The sequence below is a fragment of the Streptomyces sp. NPDC014733 genome, assembly GCF_043083385.1.
Taxonomy (GTDB): domain Bacteria; phylum Actinomycetota; class Actinomycetes; order Streptomycetales; family Streptomycetaceae; genus Streptomyces.
This window is the reverse complement of record NZ_JBIBYO010000003.1, coordinates 594,840-614,693: the sequence shown is the minus strand read 5'-3', so window position 1 is coordinate 614,693 and position 19,854 is coordinate 594,840. Positions and strand designations below refer to the sequence as shown.

The window sequence follows — 19,854 nt, the reverse complement described above, 5'->3', positions numbered from 1 at the left end:
CGGGCGGCTGCCGCGCGCGGCCCGCCCCCGGGCGCCGAGCGTCACGGCCCCGCGAGGAGCGGGAAGACACCCCCTAGGACAGCGCCGGCACCTCGCCCCGCCCCTCGAACCACGCCTCGCCCTCCTCCGCCGCGCGGCGGATCCGGGTCAGCGCGAACTCCTCCAGCTCAGGGAGCGCGTCCAGTGCGAACCACGCGACGTCCAGCGACTCGTCGTCGTTGACGCGCGCCTCACCGCCGACCGCCCGGCAGCGCAGCGTGGTGTCCATGAACTGGCAGATGTCGCCGTTCGGGTAGGTCAGCGGGGGCAGCGCCTCGACGAGGACGACGCGCTCGGGGACGACCCGGACCGCCGTCTCCTCGAAGACCTCGCGCACCGCGACGGCCGCCGGCTGCTCGCCGGGCTCGGCGATGCCGCCGATCACCGACCAGCCGCCGGTGTCCGCCCGGCGGCCCAGCAGCACCCGGCCGTCGTCGTCGAAGACCACGGCGGTCACCCCGGGCAGCCACAGCAGCCGGTGTCCGATGGTGGAGCGCAGGTCACGGATGAAGTCGGGGGTTGCCATGTCTGCACTGTAGAGGACCGGCGACCGTCCCCAGGGGTGGCCGTGGGGGTGTCCCTAGGGTGTGGCCGTGGGGGCCGGGATGCGGCTGCGGATGCAGCGGGCCGCGCCCTCGGCGTCGTCGACGGTGACCGTGAAGGTCCGGCCGTCGCGGAGGGTGAGGACCACCGCCTCGCCGCGCCGGACCACGATGGCCATGCCCTGCTCGGGACGCCAGCGGTAGCCCCAGCCGCCCCAGTGGCGCGGTGTGACCCAGGGGGCCGTCTCGACGCCGACGACCCCGGAGAGCGGGATACGGCGGCGCGGCACCCCGATGTGCCCGCAGCGCACCTCCATGGACTCCCCGTCGACCTGTACGTCGACATGGACGAAGGCGAGCGTGCCGAAGAGCACCAGCAGACCGGCCGCGACACAGCCGACCACCGCCATCACCAGCGGCACCACCGAGGAGGCCCACCGGCTGTCGACGGCCAGCTGCACGCCGAGCGCCAGACAGGCCACCCCGATCGCGGCAAGCAGCCACTGGACGCGGTTGGTGGCGCTGCCGCGCCACACCTCGGGGAGTTGCGCGTGCGCGCCGGACAGGTGGGCGTCGTCGCCGGTGCCGGAGGGGTGGGGGTGCGCGTCGGGGGCGGCTGCCCCGTCGTGGGGGTGGTCCCTCATGCCACGCAGCGTACGCGCCTTCCCGCCCACGGGCAGCGTGTCGCCCGCCACGTCAGCGGGGACCGGCGGACGGCGCCGGGCTCCGGTGCGGTCAGCCGCGCCCGGCCGTCGCGGCGGCGCCGGAGGCGAGCAGGCGGCCCTCGGCGTACGCCAGGGCGAAGGACGGCAGTACGCCGGGGCGGCCGCTCTCGATCATGTGCAGGCCGCCGGTCGGCGCGGCGTCCGGCGCGGGCTCGGCGCCGATCCGCCGCAGCGCCTGGGCGGCGACCGCGTCGGCCGAGCCGTACAGCACGAGGGCGGGCGCGCCGGGCTGCTGGAGGGCGTCGCGGATGGCGTCGGCGACCAGTTCGTAGTGGGTGCAGCCGAGGACGACGGCGCGGACGCCGCGCGGGGTGCGGGCGGCGGCGGCCGCGACCGCCTCGGCGACGGCCCGCTCGTCGGCCGCCTCGACGGCGTCGGCGAGGCCGGGGCAGGGCACCGCGGTGACGTCCACGCCCGCGGCGAACCGCTCGATCAGCCCGCGCTGGTACGGGCTGCCGGTGGTGGCCGGGGTCGCCCAGATGGCGACCGGGCCGCCGGAGGCCGCGGCGGGCTTGACCGCCGGGACGGTGCCGATGACCGGGATGCCGGGCTCCAGCTCGGCGCGGAGCGCGGGCAGGGCGCTCACGGAGGCGGTGTTGCAGGCGACGATCAGCGCGTCCGGACGGTGCTCGGCGGCGGCGCGGGCGCAGGCCAGCGCGTGCGCCACGATGTCGTCGGGGGTACGCGGCCCCCAGGGCATGCCGTCGGGGTCGGTGGAGAGGACGAGATCGGCGTCCGGCCGGAGCCGGCGCACCGCGGCGGCCGCGGGAAGCAGGCCGGTACCGGAGTCCATCAGCGCGATCTTCACCCGGGCACCCTACTCGGCCGGTGCCCGACTTGTCATACCGCACCGGGCGCTCCGGACGGGCGCGCCCCCGCCCCGCCGGGCGCCCGGAACACCCCGCCACCGCGCCCGCCGTGCGGCAGACTGCGGCCCGTGGGAGCGATGGAGTGGATCGGTGCCGGGTCGCTGGCGGCCTGGGTGTGGCTGCTGCTGGGGCAGGGTTTCTTCTGGCGTACGGACGTCCGGCTGCCCGCCCGTACGGAGCCGGAGCGGTGGCCGTCGGTGGCCGTGGTGGTGCCCGCCCGGGACGAGGCCGGGGTGTTGCCGGAGAGCCTGCCGTCGCTGCTGGCGCAGAAGTATCCGGGCCGGGCCGCGATCTTCCTCGTCGACGACGGCAGCACGGACGGCACCGGCGCACTGGCCCGCGCGCTCGCCGCCGAGCGGGGCGGGCTCCCTCTGACCGTCGTCTCCCCCGGCGCGCCGGAGCCCGGCTGGACCGGCAAGCTGTGGGCGGTGCGCCACGGGATCGCGCTGGCGCGGGAGCGGACGGACGCGGAGTATCTGCTGCTGACCGATGCCGACATCGCCCATGAGCCGGACGGTCTGCGGGAGTTGGTGGCGGCGGCGCGGTCGGCGCGGCTGGATCTCGTGTCGCAGATGGCCCGGCTGCGGGTGGCCACCTTCTGGGAGCAGCTGATCGTTCCGGCGTTCGTGTACTTCTTCGCGCAGCTCTACCCGTTCCGGTGGGTGAACCGGCCGGGCGCCCGGACCGCGGCGGCGGCCGGCGGCTGTGTGCTGCTGCGCGCGGACGCGGCGGAACGGGCGGGCGTCCCGGAGTCGATCCGGGGCGCGGTGATCGACGATGTGACGCTGGCCCGTGCGGTCAAGGCGTCCGGCGGGCGGATCTGGCTGGGGCTGGCGGAGCGGGTGGACAGCGTGCGGCCGTACCCGCGACTCGCCGAGCTGTGGCAGATGGTCGCCCGCAGCGCCTACGCCCAGCTGCGCCACCAGCCGCTGCTGCTGCTCGGGACGGTGCTGGGGCTCACGCTGGTGTACCTGGCGCCGCCCGCCGTGCTGCTGGCGGGAGCGGTGGCGGGCAGCGCCGTGGCGGCCGGGTGCGGGGGCGCGGCGTGGGCGGTGATGTGCGGGACGTTCCTGCCGATGGTGCGGTACTACCGCCAACCGTGGTGGACGGCGCCGCTGCTGCCGTTCACCGCTCTGCTGTACCTGCTGATGACGGTGGACTCGGCGGTACGCCACCACCGGGGCCGCGGGGCGGCGTGGAAGGGCCGGACGTACGGCGCGCCGTGAGGGCCGCGCCGCCGCCGGTCACTTCCTCGCGGGCGACCACTTCAGCCCCCAGCCGTACGCCTGGTCGACGGTGCGCTGCGGGCTGACGCCGGGCTCCGGGACGAGGTAGCGGGCCTCGCGCCGGACGACGAGTTCGCCGCCGGTGTTGGTGATCAGGGCGAGGGCGCAGACCGTCGAGGGCACCGTGCAGGCGTCGAGGGTGAACTCGACGGGCGCGCCGTGCTGCGGCTGAAGGGTGACGGACGCGGTCAGCCCCTCGAAGCTGCGGGCGCCCGCGTAGACGGTGACGAAGAGCAGGATGCGGCGGATGTGGCTCTGGTGGTCGAGGTTGACGGTGAGGTTCTCGCCGGTCGCGACGGCGCCGGTGCGGTCGTCACCGTCGAGCTGGATGTAGGGCGGGGAGTGCAGCGCGCCGAAGCTGTTGCCGAGCGGGTGGACCACTCCGGCGCTGCCGTCGGTGAGTTCGTAGAGGGCGCACAGGTCGAGATCGAGGTCACCGCCGGGCGGCAGCAGCGCGCCGCGCGCGCCGAGCGCCTCCATGGCCTTGCGCCCGAGCTTCCTGCCGAACCGCTTGGCGGCCCCGGCGCCGGTCCAGTTGAGGTTGACCCGCATCGCCCCGCCGGTACCGCCCTGCTTGGTGAGCGAGACCGACGGCGCCTCCTTCGTCAGCGTGACCTTGGTGAGGCTGACGGGGGCCGGGGTCACGGGAGGTGCGGGCGGCGGGCCCACGGGGGCGGCCGCCGGTGCCGGGGGCGGGCCGCCCGGGGCCGCACCGTACGCACCGTCCGGTGCGGGGCGCGCGGGCACCGGCGGGGCCACCGGAGGCACCGGCGCGACCGGCTCCGACGGCTCCGACGGCTGCGACGGCTCCGACGACTGCGCCTCGATGCTGATGCCGAAGTCGGTGGCGAGGCCCGCGAGGCCGGTGGCGTACCCCTGGCCCACGGCGCGGAACTTCCACCCGCCCTGGCGGCGGTAGAGCTCGCCCAGGACGAAAGCGGTCTCGGCGGTGGCGTCGGCGCTGTCGAAGCGGGCCAGTTCGGCACCGTCCGCCGCGTCCAGCACCCGGATGTACAGGCCGGGAACCTGCCCGAAGGTGCCGCCGTCGGCGGAGGCGGCGAGCACCACGGCGTCCACCGCGCCGTCGAGGGCCGCGAGGTCGACGGCGAGGGTGTCGGTCCGTACGTCACCGGAGCCGTTCCCGCCCTCGTACCGGACGGCGCCCGAGGCGTGAACCGGTTGGTTGTAGAAGACGAAGTCGCCGTCGTCGCGCACCCGTCCGGAGACCAGGAGGAGGGCGGAGGCATCGACATCCGGCACCCCCGGCGCGGCCCGCCAGCCCAGCTCGACCCGCACGGCCCCCGCCGCCACCGGAACGTTCCCGCCCTTGAGCATCGCCATCTCGGCACCCTTCTCGCGCTTCCCGCACCCCACCGACCTCACGGAACACTCCCGTCCCGCCAGTCACCCCGTCAGTCACGGCTGTACCCAACCTACTTGGCCGGAACGAGGTGTGAACGTCCCCTGTTCACTTGCGAGAAGCGAGGTCTTTACGCATTTTCTACGGGTGATCTCGACCGATTTTCACCATTTAGCCACCATTACGGGCAGGAGGTCACCACCGCCCCGCGAAACAACCCGCATTCCAGGCTCCCCAATCGGCACATCGTGGGCTTAACTTAAGAGGTATGACCTCCCCCCGCTCTACCTACGGCGGCGGCTACTACGCTTCGCCGTCCTTCCCGGACACCCCCATCTACGACAGTCTCGTCGCCGAACGCGGGACGCCGCAGATCGCCCCGATCCGGGTCAACCCGGCGCCGTACGACACCGGCTCGTCGTACCTTCCGGCGCTCCCGGCGGCGCTGCCCGCCGCCCCGTCGTATCCGTCGCCCGGAGTGGGCCACCCCGGTGCCGCGGCGCCGGTCGCCCCGCTCCAGCACACGCCCGCGCCGTACATCCCGCAGCAGGCGGTCACCCGCAGCCACCCGGCCGCCCCGCAGCCGCCGCGCCCGCCCATGGGCACCGGCTACGAGGCGATGCGCCCGGCCGCCCCCGTCGCCCCGGCCCCCCAGCGCCCGGCGCCGTACGACGACCCCTACGGCCGCTCGTACCAGCCCCGGGGCTACTGACCCGGAGCGGGGGCACGGGACCGGCCTCCCGGGTGGGCTGTCGGTGGTGGCTGGCAGGATGGGGACATGCCCGAGCCAGTACTGCGTGACATTCATCTGTACCCGGTCAAGTCCCTTGCGGGGGCCGGTCCCGGCGAGGCGGTCGTCGAACCGTGGGGCCTCGCCGGGGACCGGCGCTGGATGCTGGTCGACACCGAGCGCCGACTGGTGACCCAGCGGCCGCATCCGAAGCTGGCGCTGGCCGCCGCCGAGGGCCTGCCGGACGGCGGCGTACGGCTCACCGCACCCGGGATGGAGCCGCTGACCGTCGAGGTGCCGGAGCCCGGCCGGACGATCACGGTCGGGATCTGGCGGGACGAGGTCGAAGCGGTACCGGCCGGCCCCGCCGCGGCCGCCTGGTTCAGCCGGTATCTGGAGACGCCGGTGGAGCTGGTGCACCTCGACGCGCCCGGCGAGCGGCGGCCCATCGACCCGCAGCACTCCCGGCCGGGCGACACCGTCTCCTTCGCCGACGGCTATCCGCTGCTGCTCACCACCACCGCGTCCCTGGACGCCCTCAACTCCCTCATCGCCCAGGGCGATCACCCCGACGAGGGCCCGCTGCCGATGGACCGTTTCCGTCCCAACGCGGTCGTCGACGGCACCACCCCCTGGGACGAGGACACCTGGCGCACGGTCCGGATCGGCGCCGTGGTCTTCGACGTCGCCAAGCCCAGCAGCCGGTGCGTCGTCACCACCACCGACCAGCGCACCGCCGAGCGCGGCAAGGAGCCGCTGCGCACCCTGGCGCGCCACCACCGCATCTCCGAACGCCCGGTCTTCGGCCAGAACCTCATCCCGCGCAGCACCGGCACCATCCGCGTCGGCGACCCCTTCGAGATACTCGGCTGACGGCACCGGGCCGGACGTCGGCGCGGACCGTACGGCCCCGCGGGGCGCTCCGGCCCGGAGGCGGTGGGTCGGTGCGCGCCCGCGCGCGGCACGGCCCCCGGCGCCCGGCCGGGCCGCGGGGATGAGCCGGAACGCCGGTCGCGGTGGGCCGAAGCCGCGCACGAGCGGCGTCGGATGGGGTATTCAAGGAGTCGGAGAGGGGGCCCGGTGAAGCCAGTGAAACCCGGTCTGCGCGCGCGGTGGTGCAATCCGCTGCGCCGCCGTACCGACCATGTCGAGTCCTTGCTGACCGTGCTCGCCGTCCTGCTGATCGCCCTGGGAGCGCCGTGGGCAGGGGTGGAGACGGGCAGCGCGGTGCACGACACGTTGCTGGCGACGGTGCGCTCCCAGGCCGCCCACCGCCATCTGGTGTGGGCCACCGTCGACCGTCTCGCCACCCGCGCGCCGATGGACCCCGACCCGGAGACGTCCTCCCGGCACGACTCCCATCTACGGGTCGTCGCCCGGTGGACGGCGTGGGACGGCAGCCCCCGCACGGGCCGGATCGGCGCGCCCCGGCCCGTCGAGCCCGGCGACCGCTTCCGGATCTGGACCGACGACCGCGGCATGGTCATCCCCCGCCCGATGGACGAGTCCACCGCCGCCACCCACGCGACCCTGGCCGGCCTCGGCGTCGCCGCCTGCGCCGGCGGACTGGTCGAGGGTGCCCGCCGGCTGGCCGTGCGGCAACTGATGGTGCGCCGCTACCGCCGCTGGGACGAGGCGTGGGCGCGCGCGGGTCAGACCTGGGGCCGCGCGGACGCCGGGAACTGACCCGTTCCGGAGCCCCGCGGCGCACGCCGCGGACGTCTGCGCCGGGCCCGTGCGTCCGTGCGTCCCCGTGTCCGGCCGATGCTGTCCGACCTCGTCAACTACCGCCCGCCGGGCGCGCTACGGTGGTGCAGCCAGCCACTCGGCTGGGGCCCGGGCACCCGTATGCGGACATCAGCGGACGGAACCTGCCGGGCCGTCAACAGCCGCACGAGGTGGGGGCACGACAGCACCATGGCACAGGGCTCGGTCCAGGTGACGCACTCCGGAACATCCCGCTGGCGACGCCGCACGGGCGAGTACAGCTCGCTCTCCGCAGCGCTGGAGGCCGCGGGGGACGGTGATGTGCTGACCGTGCCGGCGGGGACGTACCGCGAGAATCTGGTGTTGCAGCGCGCGGTGACGCTGCGCGGCCCGGACGGGGCGCGCGGCTCGGTGCGGATCGTGCCGGCCGACGGCGTCGCGCTGACGATACGGGCGTCCGCGATCGTCCACGATCTGCACCTGGAGGCGACGGATTCGGCGTCGCCCGCCGTCCTGGTGGAGGACTCCGCGCCGGAGTTGGTGGGCCTGCGGGTGGTGACCCGCTCCGCGGCCGGCGTCGAGGTGCGCGGCGGGGCGCGGCCGACGGTACGGCGCTGCACGGTGGACAACGCCGGGGGCGTCGGCATCAGCGTGCTGGACGGCGCGGGCGGCGTCTTCGAGGAGTGCGAGGTGGTGGCCGCGGGGCAGGCCGGGGTCGCGGTGCGCGGCGGCGCCCATCCCCGACTGGAGAGCTGCCGGATCCACCACGCCTCCGGCGCCGGTCTGTCGCTGCACGGCGAGGGCAGCGCCCTGGAGGCGGTGGGCTGCGAGATATACGAGATCAAGGGCACCGGGGTGCAGGTCGCCTCACGCGCGACCGGGCATCTGACGGACTGCACCGTCCACCGCACCTCGGCCGACGGCGTCACCCTCGACACCGACGCGGTGCTCACCCTCGCCGACAGCGACATCCACGACATCCCGGAGAACGCCGTCGATCTCCGTTCCCGCTCGGTCCTCACCCTGACCCGCTCCACGGTGCGGCACTTCGGACGCAACGGCCTGTCGGTGTGGGACCCGGGCACCCGCGTCGACGCCAACCAGTGCGAGATCCACGACAGCACGGGCGACTACCCCGCGGTGTGGGTGAGCGACGGCGCGACGGCGGTGCTGGACGCCACCCGCGTCCACGACGTGCCGGACGCGCTCTTCGTCCTCGACCGCGGCTCGCGCGCCGATGTCGTCGACTGCGATCTGTCGCAGGTACGCAACACCGCGGTGTCGGTGAGCGACGGTGCGACGGTGCAGCTGGACGACTGCCGGATCCGGGAGGCGGCGACGGGCGCGTGGTTCCGCGACCACGGCAGCGGCGGCACCCTCGCCAACTGCGTCATCGAGGGTGCGCAGACCGGCGTCATCGTCACCAAGGGCGCCGACCCCACCGTCGAGGGCTGCACGGTCGGTTCGCCCACCGAGGCCGGTTTCTACGTCTCGGCCGAGGGGCGCGGCACCTTCCAGAACTGCCGGGTGACCGGCAGCTCCGGCTTCGGCTTCCACATCATCGACGGCTGCCGTACGACGCTGACCCGCTGCCGTACGGAGCGGTGCGCCCGCGGTGGCTACGAGTTCGCCGACGGGGCCTCCGGCGACGGCACCGGCGGCCCGACCGTCACGGACTGCACCAGCGACGAGAGCCGGACCGCGGCGCCCGCGCCGTCCACGGGGGCGGCACCGGCGGTGCAGCAGGCGACGCAGACCACCGGGCTGCTGGGCGGGGTGCCGGCACAGGCCGCCGCGCGCCCGGAGACGCCGCCGGCGGAGGCGGAGCCCGAGGCGCCGCGACGGCCGTCGGAGGAGGTGCTCGGCGAACTCGACACCCTGGTGGGGCTGGAGAGCGTCAAGCATGAGGTCCGCAGCCTGATCAACATGATCGAGGTGGGGCGCAGGCGCCAACAGGCGGGCCTGAAAGCCGCGTCCGCCCGCCGCCATCTGGTGTTCACCGGCTCCCCCGGCACGGGCAAGACGACCGTCGCGCGGCTGTACGGGGAGATCCTGGCCTCCTTGGGGGTGCTGGAGCGCGGGCATCTGGTCGAGGTGTCACGGGTGGATCTGGTGGGTGAGCACATAGGCTCGACCGCGATCCGCACCCAGGAGGCGTTCGACCGGGCGCGCGGCGGGGTGCTGTTCATCGACGAGGCGTACGCCCTCTCGCCCGAGGACTCGGGGCGGGACTTCGGCCGGGAGGCCATCGACACGCTGGTGAAGCTGATGGAGGACCACCGGGACGCCGTGGTGGTGATCGTCGCCGGCTACACCGCCGAGATGGAGCGCTTCCTCGCCGTCAACCCCGGGGTGGCGTCCCGTTTCTCGCGGACCATCACCTTCGGCGACTACGGCGCGGAGGAGCTGCTGCGGATCGTCGAGCAGCAGGGCGAGGAGCACGAGTACCGGTTGGGCGAAGGGTCCGACGAGGCGCTGCTGAAGTACTTCACGGCGCTTCCGAAGGGCCCGTCGTTCGGCAACGGCCGTACGGCACGGCAGACTTTCGAGGCCATGGTCGAGCGGCACGCGGGCCGGGTCGCCCAGCTCACCGACCCGAGCACCGACGACCTCGCCCTGCTCTACCCCGAGGACCTTCCCGAACTGCCCTGAGACGGACGGGGTGGGGCGCCCGTCCCCGGCTCTGCGGAGGCGGGCGCCGTCGTCGCGCGTTGTCCCGGCAGGGTGGTGCCGAGGCGGGCGAGGAGTTCCCCGCGGACCCGGTCGAAGACGGGGTCGGCCTGGTAGTCGCCGTGGCCGAGGATCTGGGCGGGCAGCGGGTGCTGGAGGGTGCGGCCCAGGGTGAGCGGGTCGCGCAGCGGCCCCTCGTCGACCCGTCGGCCTTCCTCGGTGGTGAGGCGGATCGGCCCGCCGATGGGGTCGGTGAAACGCCAGAGGTTGCGCCAGTCGTCCATCTCGCGATGGAGCCCGGTCAGGAACGCCGGGCCGAAGAACGCGGGGAACCAGCGGCCGTAGAGGCGCTCCAGCGGGGATCCGCAGGTGAGCAGCGCGACACGGCTGCGGGTGACGAGGTCGAGCTGCCAGACGGCCGCCGCGGCGAGCACGCTGCCCTGGGAGTGGCCCGAGATCACCAGCCGCCCGTCGAACCGCTCGGTCCAGGTGGCCATCCGCCAGGTGAGGTCGGGGACGGCACGCTCGGCGTAGCAAGGGGGCGCGAAGGGGTGGGCGGCGCGCGGCCAGAAGGTGCCGACGTCCCAGAGGATGCCGATGGTGCGGCGGGCCGAGCGGTCGCGGTAGGCCCGCCGTCCGGTGGCGAGCAGGAGTATCACCCCGGCACCCATCAGCCAGGAGCCGAGGGCGGACGCGGTCTCGGCGGCGGCGTGCACGGCGGGCGGGGCGCCGTCGGTGGCAGGGCCGGGCGCGCGGCCGGTGCACCAGGCGCCGAGGACGGCACCGGCGCCCAGCAGGAGGGTGACGGCGGCGGTCGCGGCGACCAGGACCGGCGCGGAGTCGGTGAGTCCGGCACGGGCGATGGTCCCGGCGATCTTCCCGGTGAGCCAGGCGTCGGGCTTCTCCCGGTCGTCGTAGAGACCGGGGACGTCGGCGGCGACGCGGCGGCTGACGGCGCGCACCCGCACCGCGGCGAGCAGGGCGACGGCGACCACGACGAGCAGCAGGACGGGGATGACCGACGCCTGCCAGGAGAGCAGCACCGGCGGCCCGGCCATCGCCGCTCCGGGGTCGCCCGGGGTGGCGTCGCCGTCGATCCAGTCGGCGAACCGCTGGGCCGCTCCCCCGGACAGCACACCGCCGACCGCGCAGGCGAGCAGGGCGACGGCGGGGCCGCCCATACCGTTCAGCGCGGCACGGGCGTCGCCGCGCGAGGCGCGGTGCAGGACCCGGGCGGTGAGCACGAGGGCGAGGACCAGGACTCCTTGGAGGACGGTGAGGAGGCCGAAGCCGGAGACGCCGGGCAGCGCGCCCGAGGTGGCGGCCATGGGGCGCTGCCATGCGGCGTGGACGGCGGTGAGGGCGAAGGCCCCGAGGGCGGCGTAGGGCAGGGCCCGGACGACGGCGCGGTCCCGGTCGTCGTCGGGCACCGCCTCGCTGCGGGCGGTGCGTCCGACGACGGCGAGGGTGGTCGCGGCGAGCCCCGCGAGCAGGGCGAGGAGGGCGTCGCCGGTGACGGTGAGCGCCGTTCCGGCGCCGCTCCGGGCATCGGTGGTGCGGACGGCCCAGAGCACGGCGGCGGCGATGGTCAGGACGCCCGCGGAGGTGTGGGCGGTGCGCAGCCGGGCCACGACGCGGCGGCCGTACCAGAAGCCGTCGAGACTGAGGGCGGTGCGCTCGTCGGGCGGGGTGTTACGGGAGGTGCCGGGGCGGCGGGGCGGCGGCGACGCCGATTCGTAGGCGCTCCAGGTGCGGTGGGAGAGCCAGGTCAGGAGGGCGATGACGAGGAGCGGCAGGGCGGCGGCGAGGACCAGCCGGCGGCCGGGCAAGCTCCACCAGCCGCCCTGGGCCGGGCTGACGAACCCCATCCAGGACCTGCCGGCGACGCAGGAGGCCGTCCCGGCGCACTGCCAGGCGGTGAGGTCGAGGGCGATCTCGCAGGCGGCGGCCGTCAGCAGGACGGTGAGGCTGAGGGCGAGGGCGCGGACGAGGATGTCGTAGACCCGGTGGGCCGGGTGGCGCGGCGGGCCTGCGGGGCGCATCCAGTGGGCGAGGTTGGCGACCATGAAGGGCAGCAGGACGAGCCAGAGGGCGCGGGCGCCGTTGCCGGAGGTGAGGTTGGACCAGCAGTACGCCTCACGCACCGGGGCGTCGCGGTAGTCCTCGGGGTGCTGTTCCGCGTCGGCGTCCTCGCTGCGGCGGTAGCAGGCCGCGGTGTCGTCGCCTGTGATCAGGGTGGTGCGGGGCTCGCCGAGCATGTCCTGCGGTGTGGTGCCGCCGACGCCGTGCACCAGCAGTTCCAGGGCGAGTTGGGGTGGGCGGTCGGCGGTGGTGTCCGTGGTGCCGTGTGGGCGTGGCGGTTGCGTGTGCGGTGTCGTGTCCGCGGTCTCCACTGTGTCCCCCGTAGTCCGAGCGGCGCCGGCGGCGCCAGGTCCTCACACAAGGATCACCTTTCCCCGCCGTGGAGTTGCACTCCCCTCTCGAAAGAGCACTCTTCGCCCGATAAATACCCCCGTGGCCCCAAGGAGGCCCGATTCCGCGCTTCCCGACCGGCTGCGGTCCGCGCCTGCCACGCCTCACGCAACGCCTCCTCGCCGAGCGACCCGCTCGCCCTCTCCACTCCGTGCGCAGCAGCGGGCGCCCTCTAAAGTCGGACCATGCTTCTGTGGCTCAACGGCCCTTTCGGGGGCGGCAAAACGCAAACGGCGTTCGAGATCCGACGGCGGCTGCCCGGCAGCGTGGTCTGCGATCCGGAAGAGGTGGGGTTCGGCCTGCACCGGATGACCCCGCCGGGCGTCCGCGGCGACTTCCAGGACTTCCCGGCCTGGCGGCAGGGGGTGTTTGAGGTCCTCGACCTGGCGCTGTCCCGCCATCCCGGCCCGGTGATCGCGCCGATGACCGTCGTCGAACCGGCGTACTTCGACGAAACGGTGGGCCGGTTGCGCGAGCGCGGCCACGACGTACGGCACTTCGCGCTGCTGGCCGAGCGTGAGACGGTGCTGCGGCGGCTGGCCGAGCGGGGCGTGGGGCAGGCCCTCCGCTTCGTCATCGGTAAGGAGCGGCAGCTGCTGCGGGAGAGCTTCGCGGTGCGGAAGCTCGATCTGTGCCTGGAGCGGCTCCAGGGGCCGGAGTTCGCCGAGCACGTCCGGACCGACTGGATCACGGTCCCGCAGGTCGCCGACCGCGTCGCCGCCTCGGCCGGCCTGACCCTCACCCCGAACACCGACGGCCCGGTACGGGGCCGGCTCCGCCGTGCGGGGACGGGGCTGCGGCACATCCGGCTGTACTGAACGGGCCGGACCCGTGTGCGGCGCCCTCCCGCCCTTGTGCCGTCACGCCGCCCGGGGGAGGCGGCGAGCGCGTCCGACGGCGTTGTCGGTGGCTCGTGCGAGGATGGGCACCACAGTCGGGACGGGCGGCGGAGCGCAGATGACGCGCCGGTGAGCTGGGCGGAAAGGACGGGCCGGGGTGAGTGACAACCAGAATCTGCTGGCCGAGCAGCGGCGGGCCCTGATCCTCGAAGAGGTCAGGCGGCGCGGTGGCGCGCGGGTCAATGAACTCACCCGCAGGCTCAGCGTCTCGGACATGACGGTCCGCCGCGATCTGGACGCGCTGGCCCGGCAGGGCATGCTGGAGAAGGTGCACGGCGGCGCGGTTCCGGTCGGTGAGCCCAGTGCGCACGAGCCGGGTTTCGAGGCGAAGTCGGCGCTGGAGCTGAGCGCCAAGGAGGACATCGCGCTGGCGGCGGCGCAGCTGGTCCCCCCGGGCAGCGCCATCGCGCTGGCCGGCGGCACCACCGCCTATGCGCTGGCCCAGCAGTTGGTGGACGTGCCGGATCTGACGGTGGTGACCAACTCGGTGCGGGTCGCCGATGTCTTCTACACCGCGCAGCGGGCGACGGCGAGCGGCGGCGCGGGCCCCCGCGCCGGTGCGGCAACGGTGGTGCTGACGGGCGGGGTGCGGACCCCGTCGGACACCCTGGTCGGGCCGGTCGCCGATGCCGCGATCCGCTCCCTCCACTTCGATCTGCTCTTCCTCGGGGTGCACGGCATATCGGTGGAGGCGGGGCTGTCCACGCCGAACCTCGCGGAGGCGGAGACCAACCGCCACTTCATGCACTCGGCGCGGCGGGTCGTGGTGATCGCCGACCACACCAAGTGGGGCACGGTGGCGCTGAGTTCGTTCGCGCCGCTGGAGCAGGTCGACGTGGTGGTGACCGATTCCGGTCTCACCGCTGAGGCGCGGGAGCGGTTCGCGGAGCTGCCGCCGGAGCTGGTGGTCGCGGGCGAACCGTGGCAGGACGCCGAGGGAGAAGAGTGACGGGCCGGCCCCCGCGCGCACATCACAGGGCGATGGACGCCAGCGGACCGCGCATATACACCAGTTGACTTGCCACCGGGACACGGAAGCGAGCCGCACGCCCGGTGTGAGCGGAGGCGGGGCCCTCCGTGAACGCGACACCGCAGACATCTGCGGCCGGGGCCTCTAGGATCCGCGACGCCGGTCCACCCGAGGACCGGGGCTTCGCGGGCGGCCCGTGGTGTCCGCGAAGCCGTACCGCTCTACCCGTTGGGGGTTGCTCCATGCGTCGGCTCCGCCCCGTAGAACTGGACTTCGCCCGGTCCGCGCCGCTGCGGCTGGTTTTCTCCGCCCGGCTCGGTGCGCCGCCCTCGGCGGTGTATGCGGCGTTGGCGGAGGACACCGGAGGGTGGGCGCGCTGGTTCACCGGGGTCGCGGAGGCCGTGCCGACGGACGGTGGCGCGGGCCGGGAGGTGCGGCTGACGGGCGGCACCCGCTTCCTGGAGACGGTGCTGGCCGCGCAGCCGGAGACGCGGTACGCCTACCGCGTGGACCGCACCAACGCCCCGGTCCTGCGGGCCCTGTTGGAGGATTGGCAGCTCACCCCGGAAGGCGACGGAACCCGGCTGCGATGGACGTTCGCCGCCGACGGCCCGGGCCCGCTGCGTCTCGTCCTGCTGCTCGCACGGCCGGGCCTGGGCCGGGCCTTCCGGGGGTCGGCCCGGGCGCTCGACCGACGGCTCACCCGGGCGAAGAGCAGCAGCTGACCGCCCCGGGCGGGCCCGGGCGGCCGTCCGGGTCAGTCGGGCCAGACGCCGGTGCTCAGGAAGGTGTCGAGGGTGCGGGCGTACGGTGCGATGTCCAGGCCCTGGGCGGCCAGCCAGTCGTCCGAGTAGTACTTGTCGAGGTAACGGTCGCCCGGGTCGCACAGCAGGGTGACGACGGATCCGGTCCGTCCGGCGGCGCGCATCTCGGCGACGATCCTCAGGGCGCTCCACAGGCCGGTGCCGGTCGAGCCGCCCGCCTTGCGGCCGATGGCCGTCTCCAGGGTGCGCACGGCGGCCACGCTGGCGGCGTCGGGGACCTTCATCATCCGGTCGATCGCGCCGGGTACGAAGCTCGGCTCCATCCGGGGGCGGCCGACGCCCTCGATCCGGGAGGGGGTCGTGCAGTGCGCCGAGGCGTCGCCGGTGAGCCAGCCGTCGAAGAAACAGGAGTTCTCCGGGTCGGGGACGCAGATACGGGTGTCGTACTGCATGTAGTGGACGTAGCGGGCGATGGTGGCGGAGGTGCCGCCGGTGCCCGCGGTGGCCACGATCCAGGCCGGTTCGGGGTAGCGCTCCAGGCGCAGCTGCTCGTAGATCGACTCGGCGATGTTGTTGTTGCCGCGCCAGTCCGTGGCCCGTTCGGCGTAGGTGAACTGATCCATGTAGTGGCCGCCGGACTCCGCCGCGAGCTGTGCGGAGACCTCGTAGACGGTGCGCGGGTCCTGCACGAGGTGACAGGTGCCGCCGTGGAATTCGATCAGCCGGGCCTTCTCGCGGCTGGTGGTCGCCGGCATCACCGCGATGAACGGCACCCCGATCAGCGACGCGAAGTACGCCTCGGAGACGGCGGTGGAGCCGCTGGAGGCCTCGATGACGGGCTTGCCGGGGCGGATCCAGCCGTTGCACAGCCCGTAGAGGAAGAGGGAGCGGGCGAGGCGGTGCTTGAGGCTGCCGGTGGGGTGCGTCGACTCGTCCTTGAGGTAGAGGTCGATGCCCCACTCCTCGGGGAGCGGGAAGCGCAGCAGATGGGTGTCGGCGGTGCGGTTGGCGTCCGCCTGGACCTTGCGGACGGCTTCCTTCAGCCAGCTGCGGTAGTCCGGGTCGGTGCGGTCGACGTCGACGGTCGGCGTCGGGGCGTGGACGGCCGTCCGCGGTGCGCCGTCGGCGCCGGCGCGGTGCGGGGTGTGCGGCTGCTGTGCGGTGCTCACCGAAGCGCTCCTCAAGGGTTGCGAGCCCGTACGAACAGGCGGGCCGAATTCGACTATAACCACCTTGCGCACGCTTCTCACCTGCATAAACGCACCTTTGGGAGGCTCCAAGGAGGGCCTGGGAGACAGGCGTTCGCGCGGACCGGGCCCGAGGGCACTGGTGCCCGGCGCGAAGGCCGTGCACACTGCCCCCATAGGGGGCGGTGAGGGGCACCTGCCCATGGCGAGGAGGTGGCGGGCATGGCCGAGCCCGAGTTCAATGCGACGGGTGTGCACATCGAACGATCGCTGCGGTCCCTGACCCGGGCCGGGCAGGTCGTCATCCGGGACGGCAGGCTCGCGTTGCTGACGAGCTACGGCAAGGAGATCGACAGTGCGCCACTCCGGGCGGTCCAGGTGCACAAGCCCCTGTTCGCCGCCCGCGACCGGGCGTTGGCCCGCCTGAACGGCAACCGCTACTCCCTGACCCTGGGCGCGCCCGACCGCTTCCTCGACGCCGTACAGGCGGCCCACGCCCCGCGGACCTGACACCGCGGACGACCTGCTCTCCCGTGACGGCCCCGCCACCCGGCCGGGCCGTCAGCGTGCGCGCCCGGAGGAGGCCCGGGCCCGTAGCCGGGCCGCTGCGCCGTTCGGGGGACGGCCGGTGACGCGGCGCGCACGGGCCCGCGGATACCGCCCCGGAAGGGGCGCACAGCGCTTTCCGCGCGCCGGGGTGCGGGCGGATGGCGGCGACGCGGCGGGGCTGCGGTTGCGGGAACATCGCCGCGGGCCGACCCTGGACCTGTATCACTGAGGGTTCACCGGCGATGACGCTGCGGTGTACGGCGGGCGTCGCCGGTTTCGGTCTTCGCCCCGCCCCGCGGGACGCCCGGCCTCGTCAGGGAGTCGCGTCGTGATCAGGCAGCCCAGCAGACACTGCACGGTGGAGCTCCAGGCCCTCCCGGCCCGCATCGGCCAGGTGCGCCGCATCATCTCGGCCCAACTGCGGTACTGGCACCTCGATCCCCTGGTGGACCCGGCCACGCTCGGCCTCACCGAACTCCTCGCGAATGTGCACCGGCACGCCCGCCCCAGCAAGCAGTGCACCATCCAACTCTGCGTCCTGATAGATCAGTTGACGGTATCCGTGCACGATCACGACCCGCACCTTCCACAGCTGCGGGCCGCCGGCACCTGGGAGACCTGCGGCCGCGGCCTGGCCCTGATCGCCGCGCTCAGCGAGAGCTGGGGCGTACGCCCGGACGGCGCCGGGAAGGTCGTGTGGTTCACGCTGCCCGCCCTCTCCCTCGCGCCCCGGGAGCCGGTACCGGCCCCACCTCCCTGGACCGGCGGCCCACTGGAGCACACCTGGACAGCAGCCGACCCACGCATCCGGATTCGGGGCGCAGGGGTCGGCTGAGCGCTTTCCGGCCTCAGAGGACCACCCCTGAAGGCCGGAAAGCGATGCCGACCGACGCGGGGAGACCCGTAGCTCCCGCGTCGCCGAACGCATCCGGCATGCCGCGCCGGACCGCGGGGGCGGGCGCGTTCCCGGCGCCCGACGGACCCTCGCGCGGACGCCACGCCACCGGCGGCGGCTGCCCGACACACTCCGGTCGCCGACCGACGCGGGGCACGGCGCTCATCTCCTGCCGGGCGGCGACCTCACCCCGGCCACCGCCCGGCCACCGGAGCGCGGCGGGCGCCGAACCGCCGACGGCTCGGACGGCTGAGCGCGGAGCGGCGGGAGACCGGGCAGGAGGCGCGGACCGCGCCGGGCGGCGGGGCGCCCCGAAGGCTCAGCGCGGGAAGGTGACGGCGATGCCCACATGGGGGCGCTTGCCCCGGCGGAGCAGGGCGCCGCCGGTGTCGAGGATGCGGAAGCGCAGTCCGTACTTGCCGGCCATCGCGCGTCGCACCCGGGCCAGCCCCTGAGGTTCCTCCATGAGGCGGGCGGTGCCTTCGAGGGTGTCCGCGCCCTCGGTGAGGTTGCCCCGTACATCGCAGGGGGTGACCGTGACCCGGGTGTCGCGGCGCAGCCGTTTGACCTTTCCGCTGTCGCTACGCGTCCACACCAGCAGTTCGTCCCCCTGGGCGACGGCCCACACCGGGGTCGCCACCGGGGCGCCGCTGCGCCGGTACGTGACGAGGCTGACGTAAGGGCTGCGGGCCACGGCTTCGGCAATCATGGCGGCAGCCTACGGGCGCGCGGCGGCGAAGCGTCGGCGCCGGGCTCCCGGGTGGCGGCCGGGTCGCGACGGACGGCCCGGCCGGATCGCGTCCGCCCGAGCTTCCCCCTGCCCCGCTCGGCCAGCGCTTGCGGCCCGGCCTTCGCGGATACCGCGCACAGGCCCGGCGGGAGCGGCGGATCCGTCTACGCCCGCCGGTCCTCCTGAACGACCAGCGGGTCGTCCAGCACCGGCTGCCAGGCGAGTTCTGCCGCACCGACGAGGCTGTTGTGGTCGAGACCGCAGGGCAGGATCGGCACACCGCCGCTGCGGCCCCACAGGCTGCGGTCGGCGACGACGGCGCGGAGCCGTTCCGGATCGGTCTCCAGAAGGGTGCGGTGCAGTCCGCCGAGGATGATGCGGTCCGGGTTGAGGATGTTCACCAGTCCGGCCAGGCCCAGCCCGAGGCGGTCGATGAGGAGGTCGGCGGCGGCACGGACGGCCGGGTCGTCGTAGGCGGTGCGCAGCAGGTCGGCGGCCTGATGGAGCAGTGAACCCTCGGGCCCCGGGGGGCGTCCGGCCGCGTTCAGGAAGGCCAGGGGGTCGGCTTCGACGTCCAGGCAGCCCCGGCTGCCGCAGTGGCAGGGGGTGCCCTCCGGGTGCACCGTGAGGTGGCCCACCTCCAGGGCGAGTCCCGAACTGCCGCTGTGCAGACGCCCGTCGAGGACCAGGGCGCCGCCGACACCCCGGTGCCCGGAGGCGACGCAGAGCAGGTCGCGGGCGCCCCGTCCGGCGCCGTGCCGGTGTTCGGCGAGGGCCATGAGGTTGACGTCGTTGCCGCTGAACCCGATCGCCTCGGTGACGCCGGGGATCGCGGCGTCGGCGAGCGCGCGCTGGAAGATGTCCCGGACGGGGGCGCCGGCGGGCCAGGCGAGGTGGAGCGGGTTCAGCGCCTCGCCGTCCGGCTCGGCGACCGCGGACGGCACGGCGAGGCCCGCCCCCAGGCAGCGGCGGCCGGTCTCCCGCAGCAGCCCGGCGCCCGCGCCGACCGCCTCGGCGAGGACATGGGCCGGGTCGGCGGAGATGGTGCCACTTCCGGTGGTGGTGGCCACGATGCGCCCGCCGAGCCCCACCAGTGCGACGCGGAAGCCGTCGGCGTGGATCTGTGCGGCGAGCACCACGGGCCCGCGCTCGTCGACGAACAGGCGATGTGACGGCCTTCCTTGGGAACCGGCGGAGGCGGTCGGGCGGGAGTCGACGGTGATCAGGCCGAGGGCTTCCAGCTCCGCCGCGACGGCTCCGGCGGTCGCGCGGGTCACGCCGAGTTCCGAGGTGAGGACCGCGCGGGTGGGGGCGCGTCCGGTGTGTACGAGCTCCAGTGCGGGTCCGAGGGAGGCACGGCCCCGCTCCAGCCTGGTTGTCCGAGTCTGGGTCACGCCTCCATTCTGGCTTTGTATCGCGTCGGAACAAAACACGGTGGGTCCCCGCGCCGGATTCGGGAC

The 19,854-nt window shown here is 74.5% G+C and carries 18 protein-coding genes; 10 read left to right on the top strand and 8 right to left on the bottom strand.

What is annotated here, in order from left to right:
* Positions 1–73: 73 nt before the first annotated feature.
* From ACF1BH_RS10970 to ACF1BH_RS10960, 3 genes are all read right to left on the bottom strand, one after another.
* The gene (locus ACF1BH_RS10970) at positions 74–565 is read right to left on the bottom strand and encodes an NUDIX domain-containing protein (protein WP_391642102.1); all 492 of its coding nucleotides are present in this window, start codon (positions 563–565) and stop codon (positions 74–76) included.
* A gap of 54 nt (positions 566–619) precedes the next feature.
* Entirely contained in the window at positions 620–1,225 is a 606-nt protein-coding gene (locus ACF1BH_RS10965; RefSeq protein WP_391642101.1) for a hypothetical protein, read from the bottom strand.
* Positions 1,226–1,316: 91 nt separating this feature from the next.
* A complete protein-coding gene (locus ACF1BH_RS10960) occupies positions 1,317–2,114 on the bottom strand; it encodes a glutamate racemase (protein ID WP_391642100.1) in 798 nt (265 codons plus the stop codon).
* A gap of 138 nt (positions 2,115–2,252) precedes the next feature.
* Between ACF1BH_RS10960 and ACF1BH_RS10955 the strand changes: the two genes are divergently transcribed.
* Positions 2,253–3,401 (top strand): glycosyltransferase, encoded by a 1,149-nt coding sequence (locus ACF1BH_RS10955; RefSeq protein ID WP_391642205.1) that lies wholly within the window; start codon positions 2,253–2,255, stop codon positions 3,399–3,401.
* 18 nt (positions 3,402–3,419) lie between these two features.
* Here ACF1BH_RS10955 and ACF1BH_RS10950 read toward each other — a convergent pair whose 3' ends face one another.
* On the bottom strand, positions 3,420–4,802 hold the full coding sequence (locus ACF1BH_RS10950) for a TerD family protein (RefSeq protein WP_391642099.1): 1,383 nt from the start codon (positions 4,800–4,802) through the stop codon (positions 3,420–3,422).
* 287 nt (positions 4,803–5,089) lie between these two features.
* On the opposite strand from ACF1BH_RS10950, the gene ACF1BH_RS10945 reads away from it, so the two are divergent.
* The 4 genes from ACF1BH_RS10945 to ACF1BH_RS10930 all read left to right on the top strand — a co-directional run bounded on the left by ACF1BH_RS10945 (position 5,090) and on the right by ACF1BH_RS10930 (position 9,910).
* Positions 5,090–5,533, top strand: coding sequence for a DUF6643 family protein (locus tag ACF1BH_RS10945; protein ID WP_391642098.1), 444 nt, complete (start codon positions 5,090–5,092; stop codon positions 5,531–5,533).
* Positions 5,534–5,599: 66 nt separating this feature from the next.
* On the top strand, positions 5,600–6,424 hold the full coding sequence (locus tag ACF1BH_RS10940) for an MOSC domain-containing protein (RefSeq protein WP_391642097.1): 825 nt from the start codon (positions 5,600–5,602) through the stop codon (positions 6,422–6,424).
* Positions 6,425–6,631: 207 nt separating this feature from the next.
* Positions 6,632–7,237, top strand: coding sequence for a hypothetical protein (locus ACF1BH_RS10935; RefSeq protein ID WP_391642096.1), 606 nt, complete (start codon positions 6,632–6,634; stop codon positions 7,235–7,237).
* Between the two features lie 231 nt (positions 7,238–7,468).
* A complete protein-coding gene (locus tag ACF1BH_RS10930) occupies positions 7,469–9,910 on the top strand; it encodes a right-handed parallel beta-helix repeat-containing protein (RefSeq protein ID WP_391642095.1) in 2,442 nt (813 codons plus the stop codon).
* Here the strand turns inward: ACF1BH_RS10930 and ACF1BH_RS10925 are convergent.
* Complete coding sequence (locus ACF1BH_RS10925; RefSeq protein WP_391642094.1) at positions 9,880–12,321, bottom strand: hypothetical protein; 2,442 nt, start codon at positions 12,319–12,321, stop codon at positions 9,880–9,882. The two genes, ACF1BH_RS10930 and ACF1BH_RS10925, sit on opposite strands and share 31 nt — an antisense overlap.
* 264 nt (positions 12,322–12,585) lie before the next feature.
* Between ACF1BH_RS10925 and ACF1BH_RS10920 the strand changes: the two genes are divergently transcribed.
* From ACF1BH_RS10920 to ACF1BH_RS10910, 3 genes are all read left to right on the top strand, one after another.
* The gene (locus ACF1BH_RS10920) at positions 12,586–13,218 is read left to right on the top strand and encodes an AAA family ATPase (RefSeq protein WP_391642093.1); all 633 of its coding nucleotides are present in this window, start codon (positions 12,586–12,588) and stop codon (positions 13,216–13,218) included.
* Positions 13,219–13,396: 178 nt separating this feature from the next.
* A complete protein-coding gene (locus ACF1BH_RS10915; RefSeq protein WP_391642092.1) occupies positions 13,397–14,248 on the top strand; it encodes a DeoR/GlpR family DNA-binding transcription regulator in 852 nt (283 codons plus the stop codon).
* A gap of 263 nt (positions 14,249–14,511) precedes the next feature.
* On the top strand, positions 14,512–14,994 hold the full coding sequence (locus tag ACF1BH_RS10910) for an SRPBCC family protein (protein WP_391642091.1): 483 nt from the start codon (positions 14,512–14,514) through the stop codon (positions 14,992–14,994).
* A 32-nt stretch (positions 14,995–15,026) separates the two neighbouring features.
* Here the strand turns inward: ACF1BH_RS10910 and ACF1BH_RS10905 are convergent, their stop codons facing one another.
* Positions 15,027–16,202: a PLP-dependent cysteine synthase family protein gene (locus ACF1BH_RS10905; protein WP_391642090.1), complete on the bottom strand. Its 1,176-nt coding sequence runs from the start codon at positions 16,200–16,202 to the stop codon at positions 15,027–15,029.
* Between the two features lie 240 nt (positions 16,203–16,442).
* Here ACF1BH_RS10905 and ACF1BH_RS10900 point away from each other — a divergent pair, with 240 nt between their 5' ends.
* Positions 16,443–16,730, top strand: a complete 288-nt coding sequence (locus ACF1BH_RS10900) for a hypothetical protein (protein WP_391642089.1) — start codon at positions 16,443–16,445, stop codon at positions 16,728–16,730.
* Positions 16,731–17,097: 367 nt separating this feature from the next.
* Positions 17,098–17,604: an ATP-binding protein gene (locus ACF1BH_RS10895; protein WP_391642088.1), complete on the top strand. Its 507-nt coding sequence runs from the start codon at positions 17,098–17,100 to the stop codon at positions 17,602–17,604.
* Between the two features lie 379 nt (positions 17,605–17,983).
* Here the strand turns inward: ACF1BH_RS10895 and ACF1BH_RS10890 are convergent, their stop codons facing one another.
* Positions 17,984–18,373, bottom strand: a complete 390-nt coding sequence (locus ACF1BH_RS10890) for a PPOX class F420-dependent oxidoreductase (RefSeq protein ID WP_391642087.1) — start codon at positions 18,371–18,373, stop codon at positions 17,984–17,986.
* A gap of 185 nt (positions 18,374–18,558) precedes the next feature.
* On the bottom strand, positions 18,559–19,788 hold the full coding sequence (locus ACF1BH_RS10885; RefSeq protein ID WP_391642086.1) for an ROK family protein: 1,230 nt from the start codon (positions 19,786–19,788) through the stop codon (positions 18,559–18,561).
* Positions 19,789–19,854 lie beyond the last annotated feature (66 nt).

What these genes read in the sequence shown, in the direction of transcription:
- ACF1BH_RS10970 (WP_391642102.1), bottom strand. Translation starts at nt 565, where the DNA reads ATGGCAACCCCCGACTTCATCCGTGACCTGCGCTCCACCATCGGACAC.
- ACF1BH_RS10965 (WP_391642101.1), bottom strand. Translation starts at nt 1,225, where the DNA reads ATGAGGGACCACCCCCACGACGGGGCAGCCGCCCCCGACGCGCACCCC.
- ACF1BH_RS10955 (WP_391642205.1), top strand. Translation starts at nt 2,253, where the DNA reads ATGGAGTGGATCGGTGCCGGGTCGCTGGCGGCCTGGGTGTGGCTGCTG.
- ACF1BH_RS10950 (WP_391642099.1), bottom strand. Translation starts at nt 4,802, where the DNA reads ATGGCGATGCTCAAGGGCGGGAACGTTCCGGTGGCGGCGGGGGCCGTG.
- ACF1BH_RS10945 (WP_391642098.1), top strand. Translation starts at nt 5,090, where the DNA reads ATGACCTCCCCCCGCTCTACCTACGGCGGCGGCTACTACGCTTCGCCG.
- ACF1BH_RS10940 (WP_391642097.1), top strand. Translation starts at nt 5,600, where the DNA reads ATGCCCGAGCCAGTACTGCGTGACATTCATCTGTACCCGGTCAAGTCC.
- ACF1BH_RS10930 (WP_391642095.1), top strand. Translation starts at nt 7,469, where the DNA reads ATGGCACAGGGCTCGGTCCAGGTGACGCACTCCGGAACATCCCGCTGG.
- ACF1BH_RS10920 (WP_391642093.1), top strand. Translation starts at nt 12,586, where the DNA reads ATGCTTCTGTGGCTCAACGGCCCTTTCGGGGGCGGCAAAACGCAAACG.
- ACF1BH_RS10910 (WP_391642091.1), top strand. Translation starts at nt 14,512, where the DNA reads ATGCGTCGGCTCCGCCCCGTAGAACTGGACTTCGCCCGGTCCGCGCCG.
- ACF1BH_RS10900 (WP_391642089.1), top strand. Translation starts at nt 16,443, where the DNA reads ATGGCCGAGCCCGAGTTCAATGCGACGGGTGTGCACATCGAACGATCG.
- ACF1BH_RS10890 (WP_391642087.1), bottom strand. Translation starts at nt 18,373, where the DNA reads ATGATTGCCGAAGCCGTGGCCCGCAGCCCTTACGTCAGCCTCGTCACG.